18 protein-coding genes and 4 tRNA genes are annotated in these 22233 nt (G+C 34.3%); 20 read left to right on the top strand and 2 right to left on the bottom strand.

Features of this window, described 5'->3' with window-relative positions; genetic code table 11:
- Nucleotides 1-118 precede the first annotated feature (118 nt).
- From EV144_RS23490 to EV144_RS23585, 20 genes are all read left to right on the top strand, one after another.
- A complete protein-coding gene (locus tag EV144_RS23490; RefSeq protein WP_134151584.1) occupies nucleotides 119-1033 on the top strand; it encodes a ComEA family DNA-binding protein in 915 nt (304 codons plus the stop codon).
- Between the two features lie 10 nt (nucleotides 1034-1043).
- A complete protein-coding gene (locus EV144_RS23495; RefSeq protein ID WP_134151585.1) occupies nucleotides 1044-2186 on the top strand; it encodes an acyl-CoA dehydrogenase family protein in 1143 nt (380 codons plus the stop codon).
- 174 nt (nucleotides 2187-2360) lie between these two features.
- Nucleotides 2361-2555 carry a 30S ribosomal protein S21 gene (rpsU, locus tag EV144_RS23500; protein WP_026985791.1) on the top strand — a complete coding sequence of 65 codons (195 nt, stop codon included), beginning with the start codon at nucleotides 2361-2363 and terminating at the stop codon, nucleotides 2553-2555.
- Nucleotides 2556-2709: 154 nt separating this feature from the next.
- Nucleotides 2710-3606, top strand: coding sequence for a tyrosine-type recombinase/integrase (locus tag EV144_RS23505; RefSeq protein WP_134151586.1), 897 nt, complete (start codon nucleotides 2710-2712; stop codon nucleotides 3604-3606).
- A 31-nt stretch (nucleotides 3607-3637) separates the two neighbouring features.
- Nucleotides 3638-3940: a ribosome hibernation-promoting factor, HPF/YfiA family gene (gene hpf / locus EV144_RS23510; protein WP_134151587.1), complete on the top strand. Its 303-nt coding sequence runs from the start codon at nucleotides 3638-3640 to the stop codon at nucleotides 3938-3940.
- A gap of 90 nt (nucleotides 3941-4030) precedes the next feature.
- Nucleotides 4031-4104 (top strand) — tRNA-Thr (locus tag EV144_RS23515).
- Between the two features lie 122 nt (nucleotides 4105-4226).
- Nucleotides 4227-4307: transfer RNA gene (locus EV144_RS23520), tRNA-Tyr, on the top strand.
- An 89-nt stretch (nucleotides 4308-4396) separates the two neighbouring features.
- Nucleotides 4397-4468, top strand: a tRNA-Thr gene (locus tag EV144_RS23525).
- A 55-nt stretch (nucleotides 4469-4523) separates the two neighbouring features.
- A complete protein-coding gene (gene tuf, locus EV144_RS23530; RefSeq protein WP_031456758.1) occupies nucleotides 4524-5711 on the top strand; it encodes an elongation factor Tu in 1188 nt (395 codons plus the stop codon).
- A gap of 61 nt (nucleotides 5712-5772) precedes the next feature.
- A tRNA-Trp gene (locus tag EV144_RS23535) sits at nucleotides 5773-5843 on the top strand.
- Nucleotides 5844-5861: 18 nt separating this feature from the next.
- Nucleotides 5862-6059: a preprotein translocase subunit SecE gene (secE, locus tag EV144_RS23540; RefSeq protein WP_035684955.1), complete on the top strand. Its 198-nt coding sequence runs from the start codon at nucleotides 5862-5864 to the stop codon at nucleotides 6057-6059.
- Between the two features lie 12 nt (nucleotides 6060-6071).
- A complete protein-coding gene (gene nusG / locus EV144_RS23545) occupies nucleotides 6072-6623 on the top strand; it encodes a transcription termination/antitermination protein NusG (protein ID WP_029273444.1) in 552 nt (183 codons plus the stop codon).
- Nucleotides 6624-6690: 67 nt separating this feature from the next.
- Nucleotides 6691-7128, top strand: coding sequence for a 50S ribosomal protein L11 (gene rplK / locus EV144_RS23550; RefSeq protein ID WP_026713295.1), 438 nt, complete (start codon nucleotides 6691-6693; stop codon nucleotides 7126-7128).
- 13 nt (nucleotides 7129-7141) lie between these two features.
- Nucleotides 7142-7831: a 50S ribosomal protein L1 gene (gene rplA, locus EV144_RS23555; RefSeq protein WP_017496725.1), complete on the top strand. Its 690-nt coding sequence runs from the start codon at nucleotides 7142-7144 to the stop codon at nucleotides 7829-7831.
- Between the two features lie 22 nt (nucleotides 7832-7853).
- On the top strand, nucleotides 7854-8354 hold the full coding sequence (gene rplJ, locus EV144_RS23560) for a 50S ribosomal protein L10 (protein ID WP_134151588.1): 501 nt from the start codon (nucleotides 7854-7856) through the stop codon (nucleotides 8352-8354).
- 84 nt (nucleotides 8355-8438) lie between these two features.
- On the top strand, nucleotides 8439-8810 hold the full coding sequence (gene rplL / locus EV144_RS23565; protein WP_007807437.1) for a 50S ribosomal protein L7/L12: 372 nt from the start codon (nucleotides 8439-8441) through the stop codon (nucleotides 8808-8810).
- A gap of 264 nt (nucleotides 8811-9074) precedes the next feature.
- The gene (gene rpoB / locus EV144_RS23570) at nucleotides 9075-12887 is read left to right on the top strand and encodes a DNA-directed RNA polymerase subunit beta (RefSeq protein ID WP_134151589.1); all 3813 of its coding nucleotides are present in this window, start codon (nucleotides 9075-9077) and stop codon (nucleotides 12885-12887) included.
- A 266-nt stretch (nucleotides 12888-13153) separates the two neighbouring features.
- Nucleotides 13154-17464, top strand: coding sequence for a DNA-directed RNA polymerase subunit beta' (rpoC, locus tag EV144_RS23575; protein WP_134151590.1), 4311 nt, complete (start codon nucleotides 13154-13156; stop codon nucleotides 17462-17464).
- Between the two features lie 10 nt (nucleotides 17465-17474).
- Nucleotides 17475-17783, top strand: a complete 309-nt coding sequence (locus EV144_RS23580) for a DUF3467 domain-containing protein (RefSeq protein ID WP_134151591.1) — start codon at nucleotides 17475-17477, stop codon at nucleotides 17781-17783.
- 373 nt (nucleotides 17784-18156) lie between these two features.
- Nucleotides 18157-18903 (top strand): hypothetical protein, encoded by a 747-nt coding sequence (locus EV144_RS23585; RefSeq protein ID WP_134151592.1) that lies wholly within the window; start codon nucleotides 18157-18159, stop codon nucleotides 18901-18903.
- Nucleotides 18904-18978: 75 nt separating this feature from the next.
- Here the strand turns inward: EV144_RS23585 and EV144_RS23590 are convergent, their stop codons facing one another.
- Together EV144_RS23590 and EV144_RS23595 are read right to left on the bottom strand one after the other, a co-directional pair.
- Complete coding sequence (locus tag EV144_RS23590; RefSeq protein ID WP_134151593.1) at nucleotides 18979-20571, bottom strand: peptide chain release factor 3; 1593 nt, start codon at nucleotides 20569-20571, stop codon at nucleotides 18979-18981.
- A gap of 148 nt (nucleotides 20572-20719) precedes the next feature.
- Nucleotides 20720-22159 (bottom strand): alpha-amylase, encoded by a 1440-nt coding sequence (locus tag EV144_RS23595; RefSeq protein WP_134151594.1) that lies wholly within the window; start codon nucleotides 22157-22159, stop codon nucleotides 20720-20722.
- Nucleotides 22160-22233: the final 74 nt, after the last annotated feature.

Raw genomic sequence — 22233 nt, forward strand, 5'->3', positions numbered from 1 at the left:
TATTTAGTAACAGAATAAATAATCTTTCAGAACTCGTGTTTTTACTATTTTTCTGAATAATTCAGTATTTTTTCTCTTAATTTATATTTTTAAATCAAAACAGAAATTTTATTAAACAATGAGTTTTAGAAAAGCAGCGATGTATTTTAAATTTACAAAGCAGCAACGTACCGGGATTTTTTTACTGTTCATCATTATTATTGTATTACAGGCAGTTTACTTTTTTGCTGATTTTAATCCGCCCGTAAAATCTTTCCCTGAAAAAGAACAATGGATGGCTTTACAGTCCGAAATTGATGCAGCAAAATCGGAAAAGAATAATGAGAAACATAAAGTTTATACCTTTAATCCAAACTTTATTTCTGATTATAAAGGATATAAACTCGGAATGTCTGTTCAGGAAATCGATCGGCTTCTGGCATTTCGCAAAGAAAATAAGTATGTAAGCTCTGCCGAAGAGTTTCAACAGGTAACAAAGATTTCTGATTCTTTGTTAAAGGAAATATCTCCTTTATTTAAATTCCCAGATTGGATTAATAATAAGAAGGAGTTTGTAAATTATAAAAAAGACTATAAAGATTACAAAGATTATAAAAACGCATCCAGTCAAACCTTTGCTAAAAAAGAAAAAACCGCATTGCTTGACATTAATCAGGCGACACAGGAGGATTTAGTTAAAATATACGGAATAGGTGAAGCCTTGTCATCACGTATATTAAAGCAAAAAGAGATTTTAGGAGGATTTGTTTCAATGGAACAATTAGCTGAAGTTTGGGGACTTTCGCCAGAAGTTATTTATAAATTAAGCTCCCATTTTAAAATTTATGAAGTGCCGGGCTTTAAAAAAATCCTAATAAATGATGCGTCATTAAAAGAGTTGTCTCAATTTCCCTACTTCAAATATGCATTGGCAAAACAGATCATAACCTATAGAAGTATGAATGGAGAATTTAAAAATATTGAGGAATTATCAAAAATTAAAGGTTTTCCTGTTGAAAAAGCAAAAATAATTAGTTTATATTTGGAGTTCTAAAAACTATACAATGAATTTTGATTACAATGAAATGCAATCAATGATTGCTCAATCTATAAAAGACTTCGCCGAAAAAAATATTAAACCTTATATAATGGAGTGGGATGAAGCTCAGGTTTTCCCAATTTCGTTATTTAAAAAACTAGGCGAGATGGGATTTATGGGAGTCTTAGTACCTGAAGAATATGGCGGATCTGGATTAGGATACCATGAATATATTACAGTAATTGAAGAAATATCTAAAGTAGATCCTTCTATTGGTTTATCCGTTGCGGCTCATAATTCACTATGTACCAATCATATTTTGACTTTCGGAAACGAAGAACAAAAGAAAAAATGGCTTCCAAAATTAGCAACAGCAGAACATATAGGAGCTTGGGGGTTAACAGAACATAATACAGGTTCTGATGCAGGAGGAATGAATACAACAGCAGTTAAAGATGGCGATTTCTGGATCGTAAATGGAGCAAAAAACTTTATTACACACGCTATTTCTGGAGATGTTGCAGTTGTAATTGTTAGAACCGGAGAGAAAGGTGATTCTAAAGGAATGACCGCTTTTGTTTTTGAAAAAGGCATGCCGGGATTTTCATCAGGAAAAAAAGAAAATAAACTAGGAATGCGAGCCAGCGAAACCGCAGAGTTGGTTTTTGATAATTGCCGTGTTCCGGATGCAAATAGGTTAGGAGAAGTTGGCCAGGGTTTTATTCAGGCAATGAAAATCTTAGATGGAGGAAGAATTTCTATCGGAGCATTATCATTGGGAATTTCAAAAGGAGCTTATGAAGCAGCATTAAAATATTCTAAAGAAAGATATCAGTTTGGACAGCCAATTAGCAGTTTTCAGGGAATTTCATTTAAATTAGCAGATATGGCTACAGAAATTGAAGCTTCAGAATTGCTCCTGCATAAAGCAGCTTTCTTAAAACAACAGCATAAACCTGTAACAACAAGCGGAGCAATGGCTAAAATGTATGCTTCAGAAGTTTGTGTAAAAGTTGCAAATGAAGCAGTTCAGATACATGGAGGTTACGGATATACAAAAGATTTTCCTGTAGAAAAATTTTACAGAGATTCTAAATTATGTACAATTGGAGAAGGAACTACCGAAATTCAGAAATTAGTTATTTCTAGAAATTTATTAAAAGAATAAAGAAAATAGAATAAAGAGTATAGATAATAGAATAAAGAATTGTTTTAAAGATCTAATATCTATATTCTATTATCTATACTCTTTATTCTTTCTCAAAAAAATATATAATTTATAACTCATAACTCATAATTAATAATTACATTTGCAACCTTAACGAGAGGAGGTGTCAATATTATGTTAATTATACCAATTAAAGACGGAGAAAATATCGATAGAGCATTAAAGCGCTATAAAAGAAAATTTGATAAAACAGGAACTGTTCGTCAATTAAGAGCACGTACTGCTTTTATTAAGCCTTCTGTAATCAAAAGAGCTCAAATTCAAAAAGCTGCTTACATTCAAAACATGAGAGATGGTTTAGAAAGTTAGTATTTAGCTTTTCAAAAATAATTACCGTTAGTCATCAAGAAATTATAACTTTGATGCTAACGGTTTTTTTATGTCTAATTTTGAAGTTTATAATTATCCTTAAATATAACTAGGTTTTTTGCGTTGTATTAATTAAAGTAAATATTTGTATTTTATGGAATCAAATAAAGAAGCATTTCGTAATTATTTGCAACTGGAAAAAAAATATTCTGTTCATACTGTACATGCTTATTTAAAAGATATCGAATTTTTTGAAGAATTTAATAAAGCTCATTTTGAACAAGAAAATATTGATAAAGCAAATTATAGTCAAATTAGAAGTTGGATTGTTTCGTTAGTAGATCAGGATGTTGCTAATGTTTCGGTAAATAGAAAAATGGCATCCTTAAAAGCGTTTTATAAATTCCTTTTAAAAATAAAACAAATAGAAGTAAATCCAATGCTGAAGCATAAAGCTTTGAAAACTCCTAAGATTGTTCAGATTCCATTTTCTGAAAAAGAACTTACAGATTTAATGCAGGAAGTTAGTAGTCCTGTTGGATTTGAGCAAATCAGGGATAAGTTAATTATTGAATTGTTTTATACGACAGGTATTCGAAGAGCAGAGCTGGTAAATTTAATGATATATAATGTTGATATATCTTCTAGTGTAATTAAGGTTTTAGGAAAGAGAAATAAAGAACGTATAATTCCGGTACTGCCAATTGTTTTAGAGCAGTTCAGTTTGTATTTGAATGAAAGGGCTTCTGTAGAAAGTATCGTTGACGAGAGTTATTTTTTTATTTCAAAAAAAGGGTTAAAATTGAGCGAATCTTTTGTGTATCGATTAATAAATTCATACTTTAGTAGGGTCTCTGAAAAGGTAAAAAAAAGTCCACATGTTCTAAGGCATACTTTTGCGACTCACTTATTAAATAACGGAGCAGATTTAAATTCAGTTAAAGAATTATTGGGACATTCTAGTTTGGCGTCAACACAAGTTTATACGCATAATAGTTTAGCAGAGCTGAAAAAGGTATATGTTAATGCACATCCAAGAAATAAACAGTAATTCTTAAATGTTTAACCCTAAAATTTGTATTATGAAGGTAGATGTTCATGCAGTTAACTTTACTGTTGACAGAAAATTGGTAGATTTTATTCAGGTAAGAATGGATAAACTAGAAAAATATTACGATCGAGTTGTTTCGGCAGATGTTTTTTTAAAAGCTGAGAGAACTAGTGATAAAGAGAATAAGGCAGTAGAGATAAAGATTAATGTCCCGGGAGATGATTTTTTGGTTAAGAAACAATGTAAAACTTTTGAAGAAGCAGTTGAACTTTCTGCAGAATCTTTAGAGCGTTTACTTGTAAAAAGGAAAGAAAAAATAAGAGCACACATATAATTGAAATTTTTTTCAAAAAATGTTTTGATTCAAAGATAAAATAGCTACATTTGCAGTCCGTTAGAAATAGCGGACTTTTTTAATGTAATTGCCAGCGTAGCTCAGTTGGCTAGAGCAGCTGATTTGTAATCAGCAGGTCGTGGGTTCGAGTCCCTCCGCCGGCTCTAAAATTTCAAATGCGATTTGAAATTGTTCATGCAATTATTGATAAAAAAAATATTTATGATAAGAAAAATGTTTTTAGAATTTAATCTAAAATCTACAATTTGAAATCGTAAATTATTTCGGGGAGATACTCAAGCGGCCAACGAGGGCAGACTGTAAATCTGCTGTGTGAACTTCGCAGGTTCGAATCCTGCTCTCCCCACAAAAAAAGGAAGTTAAGATTTTGGATTGTAGATTTTAGATTTAAAAAAATCTGAATCGAAATTCAAAAATCTAAAATCAAAACTCTCTGCCGACTTAGCTCAGGGGTAGAGTGCTTCCTTGGTAAGGAAGAGGTCACGGGTTCAATTCCCGTAGTTGGCTCAAGTAAGTAGGAAATTGAAAATTAATATATAACTAAGATTAAAAATTAAGTAAAATGGCAAAGGAGAATTTTAATCGTTCCAAACCGCACTTAAACATAGGTACAATTGGACACGTGGATCACGGAAAAACTACATTAACTGCAGCAATTACAAAAGTATTGTCTGATGCTGGTTACTGTCAAGCAAAATCGTTTGATCAAATCGATAACGCTCCAGAGGAGAAAGAAAGAGGTATTACTATTAATACGTCACACGTAGAGTATGAAACAGCTAACCGTCACTACGCTCACGTTGACTGTCCAGGTCACGCGGATTACGTAAAGAACATGGTTACTGGTGCTGCTCAAATGGACGGAGCTATCTTAGTAGTTGCTGCTACAGATGGTCCAATGCCACAAACTCGTGAGCACATCCTTTTAGGTCGTCAAGTTGGTATTCCAAGAATCGTTGTTTTCATGAACAAAGTGGATATGGTTGATGATGCTGAATTGTTAGAGCTTGTTGAAATGGAAATTAGAGATTTATTATCTTTCTACGAATATGATGGAGATAATGGTCCTGTTGTTCAAGGTTCTGCTTTAGGAGGATTGAATAATGATCCTGCTTGGGTTCCTAAAATTATTGAATTAATGGAAGCTGTTGATGCTTGGATCGAAGAGCCAGTACGTGACGTTGCTAAACCATTCTTGATGCCAGTTGAGGACGTGTTTACAATTACAGGTCGTGGAACTGTTGCTACAGGTCGTATCGAAACAGGTATTGCTAATACAGGAGATCCAGTTGAAATCATTGGTATGGGAGCTGATAAATTAACTTCTACTATTACAGGAGTTGAGATGTTCCGTAAAATCCTTGATAGAGGAGAAGCTGGAGATAACGTAGGTTTATTGTTAAGAGGTATTGATAAAGAATCTATCAAAAGAGGAATGGTTATCATTAAGCCAGGATCAGTAAAACCACACGCTACTTTCAAAGCAGAGGTTTATATCTTGAAAAAAGAAGAAGGTGGACGTCATACTCCATTCCATAATAACTACCGTCCACAGTTCTACGTACGTACAACTGACGTTACAGGAGTTATTACTTTACCAGAAGGAGTAGAGATGGTAATGCCAGGAGACAACTTGACTATTAATGTTGCTTTGTTAAGCCCAATCGCAATGAGCGTAGGTTTACGTTTCGCTATCCGTGAAGGTGGTAGAACAGTAGGTGCAGGTCAGGTTACTGAAATCGTAGGATAATCCTATAAATAATTATAAAAAGCCAGTTGAATTTCTTAATTGAAATGACTGGCTTTTAATTACGGGCGTAGTTCAAGGGTAGAATAGCGGTCTCCAAAACCGTTGATGGGGGTTCGAATCCCTCCGCCCGTGCAATAAAAAAATCATCAAATGACAAAAGTTACGAATTATTTATCAGAGGCTTTCGAAGAGTTAAAGTCAAATGTTACTTGGCCAGCTTGGGCTGAAGTTCAAAAATTGACAATTGTTGTAGCTGTATTTTCGATTCTATTTGCTTTGGCAACATGGGGAGTAGACGAATTTTTTGCAAAAGCTTTAGCTGGATTTTTTAACTGGTTAAAAGCGTAAATTTTTTTTGTCATGGCAGATAATAATGTGAAGAAATGGTATGTGGTTAGAGCTGTAAGCGGACAAGAAAATAAAGTCAAAGCTTATATCGAAACTGAGATTGCCAGATTAGGTATGGGTGATTATGTTTCCCAAGTTTTGGTACCTACTGAAAAAGTGGTTACTGTAAAAGAAGGAAAAAAAATGTCTAAGGATAAAGTTTATTTCCCTGGATATGTTATGATCGAAGCCAATTTAGTTGGTGAGATACCTCATATTATTAAATCTATCACTAGTGTAATTGGTTTTTTAGGAGAAATTAAAGGCGGAGAACCTGTTCCATTAAGACTTTCTGAAGTTAATCGTATGTTAGGAAAAGTAGATGAGCTAGCTGTAAATACAGACACTCGTGCTATTCCGTTTAACTTAGGAGAAACTGTAAAAGTAATCGATGGTCCATTTAATGGATTTAACGGTACTGTTGAAAAAATCAATGAAGAAAAGCGTAAACTTGAAGTAATGGTTAAGATTTTCGGAAGAAAAACTCCATTAGAATTAAGTTTTATGCAAGTTGAAAAAGTATAATTTTTTGTTACATATATAATAACCATTGTAATCGCTTCCATTGATTACAGTGTAAAATTTTTTAAAAATGGCTAAAGAAATTAGTAAGGTAGTTAAACTACAAGTTAAGGGAGGTGCTGCGAATCCGTCGCCACCGGTTGGACCTGCTTTAGGAGCTGCTGGGGTAAACATCATGGAGTTCTGTAAGCAATTTAATGCTAGAACTCAAGATAAACCTGGCAAAATTTGTCCAGTGCAAATCACTGTGTACAAAGACAAATCATTCGATTTTGTTGTTAAGACTCCTCCAGCAGCAGTTCAGTTAATGGAAGCTGCAAAGCTAAAATCTGGTTCTGGTGAGCCTAATCGTAAAAAAGTAGCTAGTGTTACTTGGGAACAAATTAGAGCAATTGCTGAAGACAAAATGCCAGACTTAAATGCTTTTACAGTAGAAAAAGCAATGAGTATGGTTGCTGGAACAGCTAGATCTATGGGTATAACTGTATCAGGAGACGCTCCTTTTTAATTAAGAAAAAGACATGGCAAAATTAACAAAAAAGCAAAAAGAGGCTGCTTCAAAAATTGAAAAGAACAAATTATACTCTCTAAAAGATGCTGCGGCATTATTGAAAGTTGTTGCTTCTGCAAAATTTGATGAGTCTGTTGATATCGCAGTTCGTTTGGGTGTAGATCCAAGAAAAGCGAATCAAATGGTTAGAGGTGTGGTTACATTACCTCACGGAACAGGTAAAGACGTTAAAGTATTAGCATTGGTTACTCCAGATAAAGAAGCGGAAGCTAAAGAAGCTGGGGCTGATTATGTTGGTCTTGATGATTACTTACAAAAAATTAAAGATGGTTGGACAGATGTTGATGTTATCATCACTATGCCAGCTGTTATGGGTAAATTAGGTCCATTAGGTCGTATTTTAGGACCTAGAGGTTTAATGCCAAACCCTAAAACAGGTACTGTAACTATGGATGTTGCAAAAGCTGTTGCAGAGGTTAAAGCTGGTAAAATTGACTTTAAAGTTGATAAAACTGGTATCGTTCACGCAGGAATTGGTAAAGTTTCTTTTGGAGCTGAGCAAATTGTTGACAACGCACACGAAATTATTCAAACATTAATAAAACTTAAACCAACTGCTGCTAAAGGTACATACATCAAAGGTATCCACCTTACAAGCACTATGAGTCCTGCTATTGCATTAGACCCAAAAGCAGTATAATTGGTAGTTAAAAATTTTTAGTATGACTAGAGAAGAAAAATCAATCGCGATTGAAAATTTAACTGCGCAGTTAGCTGGTACAAATATCATTTATGTATCTGATATTTCTGGTTTAAACGCAGAAACAACTTCAAACTTACGTAGAGCTTGTTTTAAAGCAGGTATCAAATTAGAAGTTGTAAAGAACACTTTGCTTGCAAAAGCAATGGAAGCTTCTTCTAATGATTATGGTGATTTACCTACAGTTTTATCAGGTAACAGTGCTATTTTCATTTCTGATGTTGCAAATGCACCTGGAAAAATTATCAAAGATTTCCGTAAGAAATCTGATAAACCAGTTTTAAAAGGAGCTTACATCAATTCTGAAGTGTATATTGGAGATAATCAATTAGATGCATTAGCAACTATTAAATCTAAAGAAGAACTTCTTGGAGAACTTATTGGATTATTACAATCTCCAGCTCAAAGAATTATTTCTGCTCTTCAAAACAAATTCGCTGGCGAAGAGTCAGAAGAAGCATAATACAAAGACAATGTCTTTTGTGTTATTAAATTCGCACACACAAATAAATTATAATTTTACAAATCATTTTAAACGATAGAAAAAATGGCAGATTTGAAACAATTCGCAGAACAATTAGTTAACCTAACAGTTAAAGAAGTTAACGAATTAGCAACAATATTAAAAGATGAGTATGGTATCGAGCCTGCTGCTGCAGCTGTAGTAGTTGCTGCTGGTGGTGGAGAAGGTGCTGCTGAAGAAGCACAAACTGAATTTACAGTTGTATTAAAAGAAGCTGGTGCTTCTAAATTAGCAGTTGTGAAATTAGTAAAAGAACTTACAGGTTTAGGTCTTAAAGAAGCTAAAGATGTAGTTGACGGTGCTCCAAGTAACGTTAAAGAAGGTGTTTCTAAAGAAGAGGCTGAAGGTCTTAAAAAATCATTAGAAGAAGCTGGAGCTGTAGTTGAATTAAAATAATTCAACTCGGTTTTAAGAACTAGGTTTAGGTCCTGAGTTAACACTCAAAGGCCTAAACCATTTTTCGTATAATAAAATACATTAAATTTTATTATCAAATTAGTTTAAAATACGAAAAAGTTTTTGATCAATACGAAGAAAAAAAATTGAACTGAATTTTAGTTTATTTTTAAAGATGTATTGGTTTTAAAAAAGAAAGTATAAACTACGCAGTGTGTTTTTACACAAAAAATTACTTTTTTTTAATCAAAATTTTGTTCATTGATGATAACAAATCAGACTGAAAGATTGAATTTTGCCTCTACAAAAAATATTCCTGACTATCCGGATTTTCTAGATGTACAGGTAAAATCTTTTAAAGATTTCTTCCAATTGGAAACGAAATCTGACGAAAGAGGCAACGAAGGGTTATACAACACCTTCATGGAAAATTTCCCAATTACAGATACAAGAAATAACTTTGTATTGGAATTCCTAGATTATTTTGTTGACCCACCACGTTATACAATTCAAGAATGTATAGAGAGAGGTCTTACTTATAGTGTGCCTTTAAAAGCCAGGTTAAAACTATACTGTACAGATCCAGAACACGAAGATTTTGAAACAATTGTACAAGATGTTTATCTTGGAACAATTCCTTACATGACTCCAAGTGGTACTTTTGTAATCAATGGTGCCGAGCGTGTTGTAGTATCTCAATTACACCGTTCTCCAGGGGTTTTCTTTGGACAATCATTCCACGCAAACGGAACTAAACTTTATTCTGCAAGAGTAATTCCTTTTAAAGGATCTTGGATAGAATTTTCTACAGATATCAACAGCGTTATGTACGCGTATATTGATAGAAAGAAAAAATTACCTGTAACAACTTTATTCCGTGCAATCGGATTCGAAAGAGATAAGGATATCCTTGAAATTTTCGACCTTGCTGAAGAAATTAAAGTTTCTAAAACGGGTATCAAAAAATATATTGGAAGAAGACTTGCTGCACGTGTATTGAATACATGGCATGAGGATTTCGTTGATGAGGATACTGGAGAAGTAGTTTCTATCGAACGTAACGAAATCATCCTTGATCGTGATACTATTATCGACAAAGATAATGTTGAAGAGATTATCGATTCTAACGTTAAATCTATTTTGTTGCACAAAGAGGATAACAATCAGGCAGATTATGCTATTATCCACAATACATTACAAAAAGATCCAACAAACTCTGAAAAAGAAGCTGTAGAGCACATTTACCGTCAGTTGCGTAACGCTGAACCGCCTGATGAGGAAACTGCTCGTGGTATTATAGATAAATTGTTCTTCTCTGACCAACGTTACAACTTAGGTGAAGTAGGTCGTTACAGAATGAACAAGAAACTTGGCTTAGATATCCCAATGGAAAAGCAAGTGCTTACCAAAGAAGATATCATTACCATTGTAAAATATTTGATCGAATTGATCAACTCTAAAGCAGAGATTGATGATATTGATCACTTATCTAACCGTCGTGTTAGAACAGTTGGAGAACAATTGTCTCAACAATTCGGTGTAGGTTTAGCACGTATGGCTAGAACTATTCGTGAGAGAATGAACGTTAGAGATAACGAGGTGTTTACACCAATCGATTTGATTAATGCTAAAACATTATCATCGGTTATCAACTCTTTCTTTGGAACTAACCAGTTGTCTCAATTTATGGATCAAACGAATCCATTAGCTGAGATTACACACAAAAGAAGACTTTCTGCACTTGGACCAGGTGGACTTTCGAGAGAGAGAGCTGGTTTCGAGGTTCGTGACGTTCACTATACACACTATGGTCGTTTATGTCCGATTGAAACTCCAGAGGGACCAAACATTGGTTTGATTTCATCTCTTGGTGTTTATGCAAAAGTTAACGGAATGGGTTTCATCGAAACTCCTTACCGTAAAGTTACAGATGGTGTAGTTGATTTAGAAAGTACTCCTGTATATTTAAGTGCTGAAGAAGAAGAAGGTAAAATGATTGCTCAGGCAAACATTGAAATGGATGCTTCTGGTAAAATTACAGCTAGCAATGTTATTGCTCGTGAAGAAGGTGACTTCCCGGTTGTTGAGCCAAATGTAGTACATTATACAGACGTTGCTCCTAACCAGATCGCTTCGATTTCTGCTTCGTTGATTCCTTTCTTGGAACATGATGATGCGAACCGTGCGTTGATGGGATCTAACATGATGCGTCAGGCGGTTCCTTTGATTCGTCCTGAAGCTCCGATTGTTGGTACAGGTTTAGAGCGTCAAGTAGCTTCAGATTCTAGAGTATTGATTAATGCTGAAGGAGATGGAACTGTAGAGTATGTAGATGCTAATATCATTACTATTAAATACGACCGTACTGAAGATGAAAGAATGGTTAGTTTTGATGCTGATGAGAAAACTTACAACTTAATTAAATTTAGAAAAACCAATCAAGGTACAAGTATCAACTTGAAACCAATCGTAAGAAAAGGTGACAGAGTGGTTCTTGGACAAGTATTATCAGAAGGATATGCTACTCAAAATGGTGAATTAGCTTTAGGTAGAAACTTAAAAGTTGCGTTCATGCCATGGAAAGGGTATAACTTTGAGGATGCGATTGTAATTTCTGAAAAAGTAGTTCGTGATGATATTTTTACTTCTATCCACGTTGATGATTATTCATTAGAGGTTAGAGATACTAAGTTAGGAAACGAAGAATTAACAAACGATATTCCTAACGTTTCTGAAGAAGCTACTAAAGATTTAGATGAAAACGGTATGATCAGAATTGGAGCAGAGGTTAAACCTGGCGACATTTTGATCGGAAAAATTACTCCAAAAGGAGAATCAGATCCTACTCCGGAAGAGAAATTGCTTCGTGCAATCTTCGGGGATAAAGCAGGTGATGTAAAAGATGCTTCATTAAAAGCTTCTCCTTCTTTACATGGTGTAGTTCTTGACAAAAAATTATTTGCAAGAGCCGTAAAAGATAAACGTAAACGTACTCAGGATAAAGATGCTTTAGGAGCTCTTGAAATGGAATTTGAAACTAAATTTGTTGAATTAAAAGACAGATTGGTTGAAAAATTATTCCTGATCGTTAACGGAAAAACATCTCAAGGTGTAATGAATGATTTGGGTGAAGAAGTTTTACCAAAAGGTAAAAAATATACTCAAAAAATGCTTTACGCAGTAGAAGATTTTGCTCACTTAAGCAAAGGTCAATGGGTTGCTGATGATGCTACTAATAAAATGGTTAATGATTTGATTCATAACTATAAAATTAAGCTAAACGACTTACAAGGATCTTTAAGAAGAGAAAAATTCACTATTACAGTTGGTGATGAATTACCATCTGGAATCTTGAAATTAGCGAAAATTTACATCGCTAAAAAACGTAAACTGAAAGTAGGGGATAAAATGGCAGGACGTCACGGTAACAAAGGTATTGTTGCAAGAATCGTTCGTCATGAAGATATGCCTTTCCTTGAAGACGGAACACCAGTAGATATCGTATTGAATCCACTTGGGGTACCTTCACGTATGAACATTGGTCAGATTTATGAAACTGTTCTTGGATGGGCTGGTATGAACTTGGGTAGAAAATTTGCTACTCCAATTTTTGACGGTGCTTCTTTAGACCAAATCAATGCTTTGACTGATGAAGCTGGAGTACCACGTTTCGGACATACTCACCTTTATGATGGTGGTACTGGAGAGCGTTTCCATCAAGCAGCGACTGTGGGTGTAATTTACATGCTTAAATTAGGACACATGGTTGATGATAAGATGCACGCACGTTCTATCGGACCATACTCATTGATTACGCAACAACCTCTTGGAGGTAAAGCGCAATTTGGAGGTCAGCGTTTTGGAGAGATGGAGGTTTGGGCACTTGAGGCTTATGGAGCATCAAGTACTCTTCGTGAAATCTTGACTGTTAAATCTGATGACGTTATTGGTAGAGCTAAAACTTACGAAGCTATCGTTAAGGGAGAATCTATGCCAGAACCAGGTTTACCTGAATCATTCAATGTATTGATGCACGAATTGAAAGGTCTTGGACTTGACATTCGTTTAGAAGAATAAAAAAAGTTTGCAGTTACAGTCTCAGTTTCAGCTTATCGCTGAAGCTGGGACTTAAACTGTTTAATAAATTAAAGTTTTTAAGGATTTATACCCGTAACCCGTTCCGATTTTTTATATGCTTTATATAATTAGCACTTCAAATTCATTTTGAGGTTTAGAGAAGTAACCCGAGGTAGTAGCTGAATGATTAACTCTTTTCTTTTTAAAGAGTAGATTATAAATCTCAAATCAATTTTTTAATTGCAAATAAATCAATAGTAAAAACTATGATGAATAATAGAAACAATAATAAAGATAAAAATCCAGTAAAAAGATTTAACAAAATCTCTATCGGATTGGCTTCACCAGAATCTATCTTGAAAGAATCAAGAGGAGAGGTTTTAAAGCCGGAAACAATCAACTACAGAACGCACAAGCCAGAACGTGACGGACTTTTCTGCGAAAGAATCTTCGGACCTGTTAAGGATTTTGAGTGTGCTTGTGGTAAATATAAAAGAATTCGTTACAAAGGTATTATCTGTGACCGTTGTGGTGTTGAAGTTACGGAGAAAAAAGTACGTCGTGATAGAGTAGGACACATCAACCTTGTTGTACCAATTGCTCATATCTGGTATTTCCGTTCTCTTCCAAATAAAATTGGTTATATCCTTGGTCTTCCATCTAAGAAATTAGATATGATCATTTACTACGAAAGATACGTAGTTATTCAAGCTGGTATTGCTAAAAATGCAGATGGAGAATCATTACAAAGATTAGATTTCTTAACTGAAGAAGAATATTTGAATATTTTAGATACTCTTCCGCAAGAAAACCAATATTTAGATGATATGGATCCTAATAAATTTGTTGCCAAAATGGGAGCAGAGTGTATTATGGATTTATTAGCTCGTATTGACTTAGATGAGTTGTCTTACCAACTAAGACACAGTGCTAACAACGAAACATCTAAACAACGTAAAACTGAAGCTTTAAAAAGATTACAAGTTGTTGAGTCTTTCCGTGAGTCTAACTTAAACCGCGAAAACCGTCCAGAATGGATGATTATGAAAGTGGTTCCAGTTATTCCACCAGAATTACGTCCGCTTGTGCCGCTTGATGGAGGTCGTTTTGCAACTTCAGATTTAAATGACTTATACCGTCGTGTAATCATCCGTAACAACCGTTTGAAAAGATTAATGGAGATTAAAGCTCCAGAAGTTATCTTAAGAAACGAAAAACGTATGTTACAAGAATCTGTAGATTCATTATTTGATAACACTCGTAAAGCTTCTGCTGTTAAAACAGAATCAAACAGACCATTAAAATCATTATCTGATTCCTTAAAAGGTAAGCAAGGACGTTTCCGTCAAAACTTACTTGGAAAACGTGTGGATTATTCTGCTCGTTCGGTAATTGTTGTTGGTCCTGAGTTAAAATTATTCGAATGCGGATTGCCAAAAGATATGGCATCTGAATTATACAAACCTTTCGTTATCCGTAAATTGATAGAAAGAGGTATTGTGAAAACAGTAAAATCTGCTAAGAAAATCATTGACAAAAAAGAGCCTGTAGTTTGGGATATCCTTGAAAATGTAATTAAAGGTCACCCAGTATTACTTAACCGTGCTCCTACTTTGCACAGACTTGGTATTCAGGCATTCCAACCTAAATTAATTGAAGGAAAAGCAATCCAGTTACACCCATTAGTATGTACGGCATTCAACGCCGATTTTGATGGTGACCAGATGGCGGTTCACTTACCATTAGGACCAGAAGCTATTTTAGAGGCTCAATTATTAATGTTGGCTTCTCATAATATCTTGAACCCTGCAAATGGTGCTCCAATTACTGTACCTTCTCAGGATATGGTCTTGGGTCTATATTATATGACCAAAGAGCGTATTTCTACAGAAGACCACATTATTTTAGGTCAGGATTTGACTTTCTATTCTGCTGAAGAAGTAAATATTGCATTAAACGAAGGAAGATTAGAATTGAATGCTCGTGTGAAAATTAGAGCAAAAGATTTTAATGACGCTGGAGAATTAGTGTACAAAATTATCCAAACAACTGCAGGACGTGTATTATTTAACGAAGTAGTACCAGAAGCAGCTGGATATATTAATGACGTATTGACTAAGAAAAACCTTAGAGATATTATCGGACACATTTTAAGTGTGACTGATGTGCCTACAACGGCTGCTTTCTTGGATAATATGAAAGATATGGGTTATAAATTCGCATTTAGAGGAGGTTTATCATTCTCTCTTGGTGATATTAGAATTCCGGAACAAAAAACTAAATTGATTGCAGATGCCAGAGAGCAAGTTGAAGGTATCTCAACCAACTATAATATGGGTCTTATCACTAATAACGAGCGTTACAACCAAGTTATTGACGTATGGACTTCTGCGAATGCACAGCTTACTGAGTTAGCAATGAAAAATATTAGAGAAGACCAACAAGGTTTCAACTCTGTATATATGATGCTTGACTCTGGAGCGAGGGGTTCTAAGGAGCAGATTCGTCAGTTAACAGGTATGCGTGGTTTGATGGCTAAGCCTAAAAAATCTACTGCCGGTGGTGGTGAGATTATTGAAAACCCGATTCTTTCTAACTTTAAGGAAGGTCTATCGATCCTTGAGTACTTCATTTCTACTCACGGTGCTCGTAAAGGTCTTGCGGATACGGCTCTTAAAACGGCCGATGCTGGTTACTTGACAAGAAGACTTCATGACGTTTCTCAAGATGTTATTGTTAACATCGAAGATTGTGGAACTCTTAGAGGTGTTGAAGTATCTGCATTGAAGAAAAATGAGGAAATCGTTGAGTCATTAGGAGAGAGAATTTTAGGACGTGTTGCTTTACAAGACGTAATTAATCCTCTTACTAACGAAGTAATGGTTCAATCTGGTCAACAAATTACTGAAGCAATTATGAGAACTATTGAAGCTTCTCCAATTGAAAAAGTAGAGGTTAGATCTCCATTAACTTGTGAAGCTACAAAAGGTATTTGTGCTAAATGTTACGGTAGAAACTTAGCTACTGGTAAAATGACACAAAGAGGTGAAGCTGTCGGAGTTATTGCTGCTCAGTCTATTGGTGAGCCAGGTACACAGTTAACACTTCGTACGTTCCACGTTGGAGGGGTTGCAGGAGGTATTTCTGAAGAATCTAGTATCATTACAAGATTTAACGGTAGACTTGAGATTGAAGATTTAAAAACTGTAAAAGGTGAAGACAGCGAAGGTAATGCGGTTGATATCGTAGTATCACGTTCAACTGAATTAAAATTAGTTGATGAGAAAACTGGAATCGTTTTAAATACACATAACATTCCTTATGGTTCTAGTATTTTTGTTAATGATGGAGACAGCGTAGCAAAAGGAACTGTAATTTGTAAATGGGATCCATATAATGGTGTAATTGTTTCTGAATTTACTGGTAAAATTGCTTACGAAGATTTAGAACAAGGACAATCATTCATGGTTGAAATTGATGAGCAGACAGGTTTCCAGGAGAAAGTAATTTCTGAAGCTAGAAATAAAAAATTAATCCCAACTTTATTGGTTTACGGTAAAGAAGGTGAATTGATTCGTTCGTACAACTTACCAGTAGGTGCACACTTAATGGTTGAGAATGGTGAGAAAATTAAAGCAGGTAAAGTATTAGTAAAAATTCCACGTCGTTCTTCTAAAGCAGGCGATATCACGGGAGGTTTACCAAGAATTACTGAGCTTCTTGAGGCTCGTAACCCTTCTAACCCAGCAGTTGTATCTGAAATTGATGGTGTTGTATCTTTCGGTAAAATCAAAAGAGGTAACCGTGAGATCGTTATCGAATCTAAATTTGGTGAGATTAAAAAGTATTTAGTTAAACTTTCTAGCCAAATCTTAGTACAAGAAAATGACTTCGTAAGAGCGGGAGTACCATTGTCTGACGGTGCAATTACACCAGATGATATCTTAAGAATTCAAGGACCAGCTGCTGTTCAACAGTACTTGGTAAATGAAATTCAAGAGGTTTACCGTTTACAAGGGGTGAAAATTAATGACAAGCACTTTGAGGTAGTTATTCGTCAAATGATGCGTAAAGTAAGAGTTCAAGATCCAGGAGATACATTATTCTTAGAAGATCAATTAATTCACACTAAAGACTTTATCGTTCAGAATGATAAATTATATGGCATGAAAGTAGTTGAAGACGCTGGAAATTCTGCTGTATTAAAACCAGGTCAGATTATTACACCTCGTGAATTGCGTGATGAAAATTCATTATTGAAACGAAATGATAAAAATCTTGTTGTAGCAAGAGACGTAATTACTGCAACTGCAACGCCAGTTCTTCAAGGTATTACAAGAGCTTCGTTACAAACTAAATCATTCATTTCTGCGGCTTCATTCCAGGAGACAACGAAAGTACTTAACGAAGCTGCAGTAGCTGGTAAAGTAGATGATCTAGAAGGATTAAAAGAAAATGTAATTGTTGGACACAGAATTCCTGCAGGAACTGGTATGAGAGAATACGATAACACTATCGTAGGATCTAAAGACGATTACAACGAAATGATGGCTAATAAAGAAGAATATATTTATTAATTAGGAAACTATGAGTAATCCGAAACAACAAGAGCAAATTAATATTGAGTTAGACGAAACTATTGCAGAAGGAATTTATTCTAATCTTGCGATTATTAATCACTCATCATCAGAATTTGTTTTAGATTTTGTGAGCATTATGCCCGGTATTCCTAAAGCCAAGGTAAAGTCAAGAATTGTCTTGACACCACAACATGCTAAAAGATTATTAAAAGCAATTGGTGAAAATATTCATCGTTTTGAAGCAGCCCACGGCGAGATCAAAGACACTGAACAAGCTCCAATACCACTTAATTTTGGTCCAGCAGGACAAGCATAAATTATTAAAGCCTCTTTTTTTAAAAGAGGCTTTTTTATTATACAGAGCATTTATAAAAGTGTAGTTTGTCTGATTTTAATTCATTTCGTCGACTATATTTCTTTTGTCAACGTGATTTTTTTACTTTGGCACAGCAATTATGAAAAAGAATTAATTTTTAGAATATAATGACTACTTAGTAAGGTTGATTTAATTCAAATTTTAGAAAAAGCGCTAATGAAAATTAGCGCTTTTTTTGTACCTATTATTTTGATCAATAGTAGTTGATTGTAAAATAAAAATAATTTTGAGTTTGTTCCCAACCTTTTTATAAAAAAGATACTCTATATAAGTAAGAATCATTTTGAAGGATTTTAACTTAAATTAGTATAGTATGAAAAAGACATTCACTTTAGAAATAGCAAGCCCTTGTTCTGAAAATTTTGATAAAATGATTCCTAATGCAAATGGTTCATTTTGTAATTCTTGTGCAAAAAATGTAATTGATTTAAGTAGAAAAACAAATTCAGAAGTAGCTACGTTTATTTCAAAAAATAAAGACAAAAATATTTGTGCTAGGTTAAAAGCTACTCAGCTTGAAGAAGAATTTCAATATAATGAAGTTTCAAAATTTGGTAATTTAAAATATGCAGCAGTTGCGGCCTCAATTTTAATCGCGTCAAATGTTGCGGGACAAGAAAAGACACCAGTTAAAACTGAAATAAACCAACCAATTCAGCGTCATATTATTGGTAAAGTTGCATACAATCAGAGTATTTCAGTAACAATAAAAGGCAGGTTGCTAGAAGTTAAAACAAATAAACCACTCAGTAAAAAGGATTATCCCAATCTAACTCTTTCCGTTAATGGCTCTCAAAATGAGGTAAAAGTAAATTCTAAAACTGGAGATTTTTCAATTCCGGTTGAGATTTTAAAAAACAGCAAAACTTTTGAAGTCACGATTAAAAGTGAATATAATATCTTTTCAAAAACAATACCTTTTGATGTAAATAACATTAAGGGAAATATATTAACTCAAAATATAATTATTGATGAATCAGATTTGTCTAAAGTAGAAGTTATGATGCTAGGCGGATTAGGAATTAATTATGTAGAGGATAAGAAATCTTCTAAAAGCTAGAATGAATGAATATCTAAACGCAAAAAAGGCTGTCTAAATTTTAGACAGCCTTTTTTGTAGTTTTACTTAAATATATTAATCAAACTCTGAAGTAAAATATAATTTCACACTTGGATATTTTGTTTGCGTCATGTGAATTGTAAAATCAGAATCGGCTAAAAATACCAATTGACCGTATTTATCATGAGCTAAGAATTTTTGCTTGATACGTTTAAATTCTTTGAATTCTTCATTTTTAGCATCATCAGGTTTTACCCAGCAAGCTTTATGTACGGGAAAGTTTTCGTAAGTACATTTTGCGCCATATTCGTGCTCCAAACGATATTGAATTACCTCATATTGAAGCGCTCCAACGGTACCAATTACTTTACGATTGTTCATTTCTAAAGTAAACAACTGCGCAACACCTTCATCCATTAACTGGTCAACACCTTTATCAAGCTGTTTTGCTTTCATAGGGTCAGCATTATTAATGTATCTAAAGTGTTCTGGAGAGAAACTCGGAATTCCTTTAAAACTCATTATTTCACCTTCCGTTAAAGTATCTCCAATTTTAAAATTTCCTGTATCGTGTAAACCAACAATATCACCTGGATAAGAAATATCTACAATCTCTTTCTTCTCTGCAAAAAAGGCATTCGGACTTGAGAATTTTAGGTTTTTCTTTTGGCGAACGTGGAAATAAGGTTTGTTTCTTTCGAATGTTCCAGAAACAATTTTGATAAAAGCCAAACGGTCTCTATGTTTAGGATCCATATTAGCGTGGATTTTAAAAACAAATCCACTCATTTTTTCTTCTTTTGGATCAACTAAACGAGTTTCAGAATCCTTTGCTCTTGGAGAAGGCGCAATTTTTATGAAGCAATCTAAAAGTTCACGAACTCCAAAATTATTCAAAGCCGAACCAAAAAACACCGGCTGAATTTTTCCATCTAAATAATCCTGACGATCAAATTTTGGATAAACTTCATCAATTAATTCTAATTCTTCTCTAAGTTTATCAGCAGCTTTTTGTCCTACAATTTTATCCAGTTCAGGATTGTTCTGAACGTCAGAAAAAGCGATCGTTTCTTCGATGTTTTTACGAGAGTCTCCGCTAAAAATATTGATATTTTCTTCCCAAAGATTGTAAATTCCCTGAAAATCATAGCCCATTCCGATAGGAAAACTTAATGGTGTAACTTTTAAACCAAGTTTTTGCTCTACTTCATCCATCAAATCAAAAGCATCCTTACCTTCACGGTCTAATTTGTTGATGAAAACAATCATCGGAATGTTTCTCATTCTACAAACTGCAACCAACTTTTCAGTTTGTTCCTCAACCCCTTTTGCAACGTCAATTACAACAATAACACTATCAACAGCAGTTAAAGTTCTAAAAGTATCTTCTGCAAAATCCTTGTGTCCGGGAGTATCAAGAATATTGATTTTTATGTCTTTATAATTAAAAGCAAGTACAGAAGTCGAAACCGAAATACCTCTTTGGCGTTCGATTTCCATGAAATCACTCGTTGCTCCTTTTTTAATTTTATTGTTTTTTACAGCACCAGCCTCTTGAATAGCTCCTCCAAACAACAATAATTTTTCTGTTAATGTTGTTTTTCCGGCATCAGGATGCGATATAATTCCAAACGTTCTTCTACGTTCAATTTCTTTTAAAAAGCTCATATTTTGTATAAATAGGTTTGCAAAAGTACTATTAATTACGGCTTAATAAAAATATTCAGTTCTTAAATTAAACTCAATCTACTACATAATAGGTGTAAAACAAAAAGGCTGCTCAAAAGAACAGCCTTAAGAATAGTCATTTTTGAAATTACTGATTAATTGACCAAACTGAATATCCTTTTGGAGGACATTGTATTTTTACCCATTGGTCTCCTTGTGTAGTTGGATACCAAGTTGAGTTTCCTGTAAAATCTTTGATTTGAGTATTAGCCCAATTGGTCTGAATCCATCTTTCCTGCCAGGTTGTAGAATTATTAATGTAAACTACCAATCCAGGATTTCCGTTATATCCGTTTCTTCTGGCAACATATTCGTCATTATCAGAATATAAAATCGAAGTTGTTCCAGTTGCTTTGTTGTTATGAATCCAGATTAAATTATTCAACTTGTTTTTATCAAGCCATTCTTCATAATCTCTATAGAAAATTGTTGGATAACCTTCGTGGGTTAATATATAGGAGTACGCCAATAATTTATTTGAAATTTCGTCTGTATCATGATTGGTTACAAAAGTTACTGCTTTGTACGGATTTCGTTTCCACATCATATCATCATTTAACAATGCTAAATTATTTCCATCAAAAGCATCATTCATTTTATAATAACAAGCAAAATCAAAAACAGAACTATTCGCATTATTTGCCCACCATTCTAATGTATTTACATTTGCATCCCAATATTCTCCAACAGAAAATCCGCCAACATTTGCATTCCAATCATGAACCACCCATGGAGCAAAACCTTTTACATAGTCAAATCTCCAGCCGTCAAACTTCATGGTGTTTTTGTAATATTTACCAACTCCGTCAGCTCTAAGCCAAAGCCAATCCTGCACGTTTGGTGCAGCGTGGCATAAGTCCGGAAATCCACCAAACGAACCTTCGTCATTATTACCGAAGCTATTTTTATAGAAATCATTATAAGTTCTTTTGAATTTTCCAGAAGCTATTCCGGTAAAATTTGTCCACGTATTTGTTCCCGTAAAAGGATTCGCTTCAGATTGGCCACCGCTATTATGATTGATAACTATGTCAGCATAAACTTTCATGTTTTCTGTGTGTGCTTTTGTGATCAAGCTGACCAATTCTGTTTTTGATCCAAATCGTGTTTCTGTAGTTCCGTTTTGGTTGTAATCTCCAAAATCAAAATAATCTGTAGGATCATATCCCATTGAGAAAGCTCCGTTTTGCGCCTTAGAAGCAGGAGGAAGCCATATCGAGCCAATTCCGGCATTAGACCACGCAGTTACTTTGCCATTTACAACATCCCACCAAGTCCCGCCAGCAGGAACATCCCAATAAAATGCCTGCATCATAACGCCGCCACCAGGATTGTCGACATATTTTCCTGTTGAAGATGATTTAACATCTCCGGTACTGAATGGTTTGCCATCATGTGTTACATTGATGATCTTAAATTGCTCACTCTCAGCTTTTGTGTTTACTTGTTCTGTTTCATTTTGCGAACACGAGTATAGGAATACTGTAAACGCAGTCATAAAATAAATCTGTAGATTAGATTTTTTCATAGTAGTGATTTGGTTAAAGGTTAGATAAGTTTAATTATCTGCTTAAATGGTTTTAAAATCAATTAATTCATAAT

This window comes from Flavobacterium sp. 270 (genome assembly GCF_004368785.1).
GTDB lineage: Bacteria > Bacteroidota > Bacteroidia > Flavobacteriales > Flavobacteriaceae > Flavobacterium.

What these genes read in the sequence shown, in the direction of transcription:
- EV144_RS23580 (WP_134151591.1), top strand. Translation starts at nt 17,475, where the DNA reads ATGAGTAATCCGAAACAACAAGAGCAAATTAATATTGAGTTAGACGAA.
- EV144_RS23505 (WP_134151586.1), top strand. Translation starts at nt 2,710, where the DNA reads ATGGAATCAAATAAAGAAGCATTTCGTAATTATTTGCAACTGGAAAAA.
- rplJ (WP_134151588.1), top strand. Translation starts at nt 7,854, where the DNA reads ATGACTAGAGAAGAAAAATCAATCGCGATTGAAAATTTAACTGCGCAG.
- EV144_RS23495 (WP_134151585.1), top strand. Translation starts at nt 1,044, where the DNA reads ATGAATTTTGATTACAATGAAATGCAATCAATGATTGCTCAATCTATA.
- secE (WP_035684955.1), top strand. Translation starts at nt 5,862, where the DNA reads ATGACAAAAGTTACGAATTATTTATCAGAGGCTTTCGAAGAGTTAAAG.
- rplL (WP_007807437.1), top strand. Translation starts at nt 8,439, where the DNA reads ATGGCAGATTTGAAACAATTCGCAGAACAATTAGTTAACCTAACAGTT.
- EV144_RS23490 (WP_134151584.1), top strand. Translation starts at nt 119, where the DNA reads ATGAGTTTTAGAAAAGCAGCGATGTATTTTAAATTTACAAAGCAGCAA.
- rpoC (WP_134151590.1), top strand. Translation starts at nt 13,154, where the DNA reads ATGATGAATAATAGAAACAATAATAAAGATAAAAATCCAGTAAAAAGA.
- rpoB (WP_134151589.1), top strand. Translation starts at nt 9,075, where the DNA reads ATGATAACAAATCAGACTGAAAGATTGAATTTTGCCTCTACAAAAAAT.
- rplA (WP_017496725.1), top strand. Translation starts at nt 7,142, where the DNA reads ATGGCAAAATTAACAAAAAAGCAAAAAGAGGCTGCTTCAAAAATTGAA.
- hpf (WP_134151587.1), top strand. Translation starts at nt 3,638, where the DNA reads ATGAAGGTAGATGTTCATGCAGTTAACTTTACTGTTGACAGAAAATTG.
- EV144_RS23585 (WP_134151592.1), top strand. Translation starts at nt 18,157, where the DNA reads ATGAAAAAGACATTCACTTTAGAAATAGCAAGCCCTTGTTCTGAAAAT.
- rpsU (WP_026985791.1), top strand. Translation starts at nt 2,361, where the DNA reads ATGTTAATTATACCAATTAAAGACGGAGAAAATATCGATAGAGCATTA.
- tuf (WP_031456758.1), top strand. Translation starts at nt 4,524, where the DNA reads ATGGCAAAGGAGAATTTTAATCGTTCCAAACCGCACTTAAACATAGGT.
- EV144_RS23595 (WP_134151594.1), bottom strand. Translation starts at nt 22,159, where the DNA reads ATGAAAAAATCTAATCTACAGATTTATTTTATGACTGCGTTTACAGTA.
- nusG (WP_029273444.1), top strand. Translation starts at nt 6,072, where the DNA reads ATGGCAGATAATAATGTGAAGAAATGGTATGTGGTTAGAGCTGTAAGC.
- EV144_RS23590 (WP_134151593.1), bottom strand. Translation starts at nt 20,571, where the DNA reads ATGAGCTTTTTAAAAGAAATTGAACGTAGAAGAACGTTTGGAATTATA.
- rplK (WP_026713295.1), top strand. Translation starts at nt 6,691, where the DNA reads ATGGCTAAAGAAATTAGTAAGGTAGTTAAACTACAAGTTAAGGGAGGT.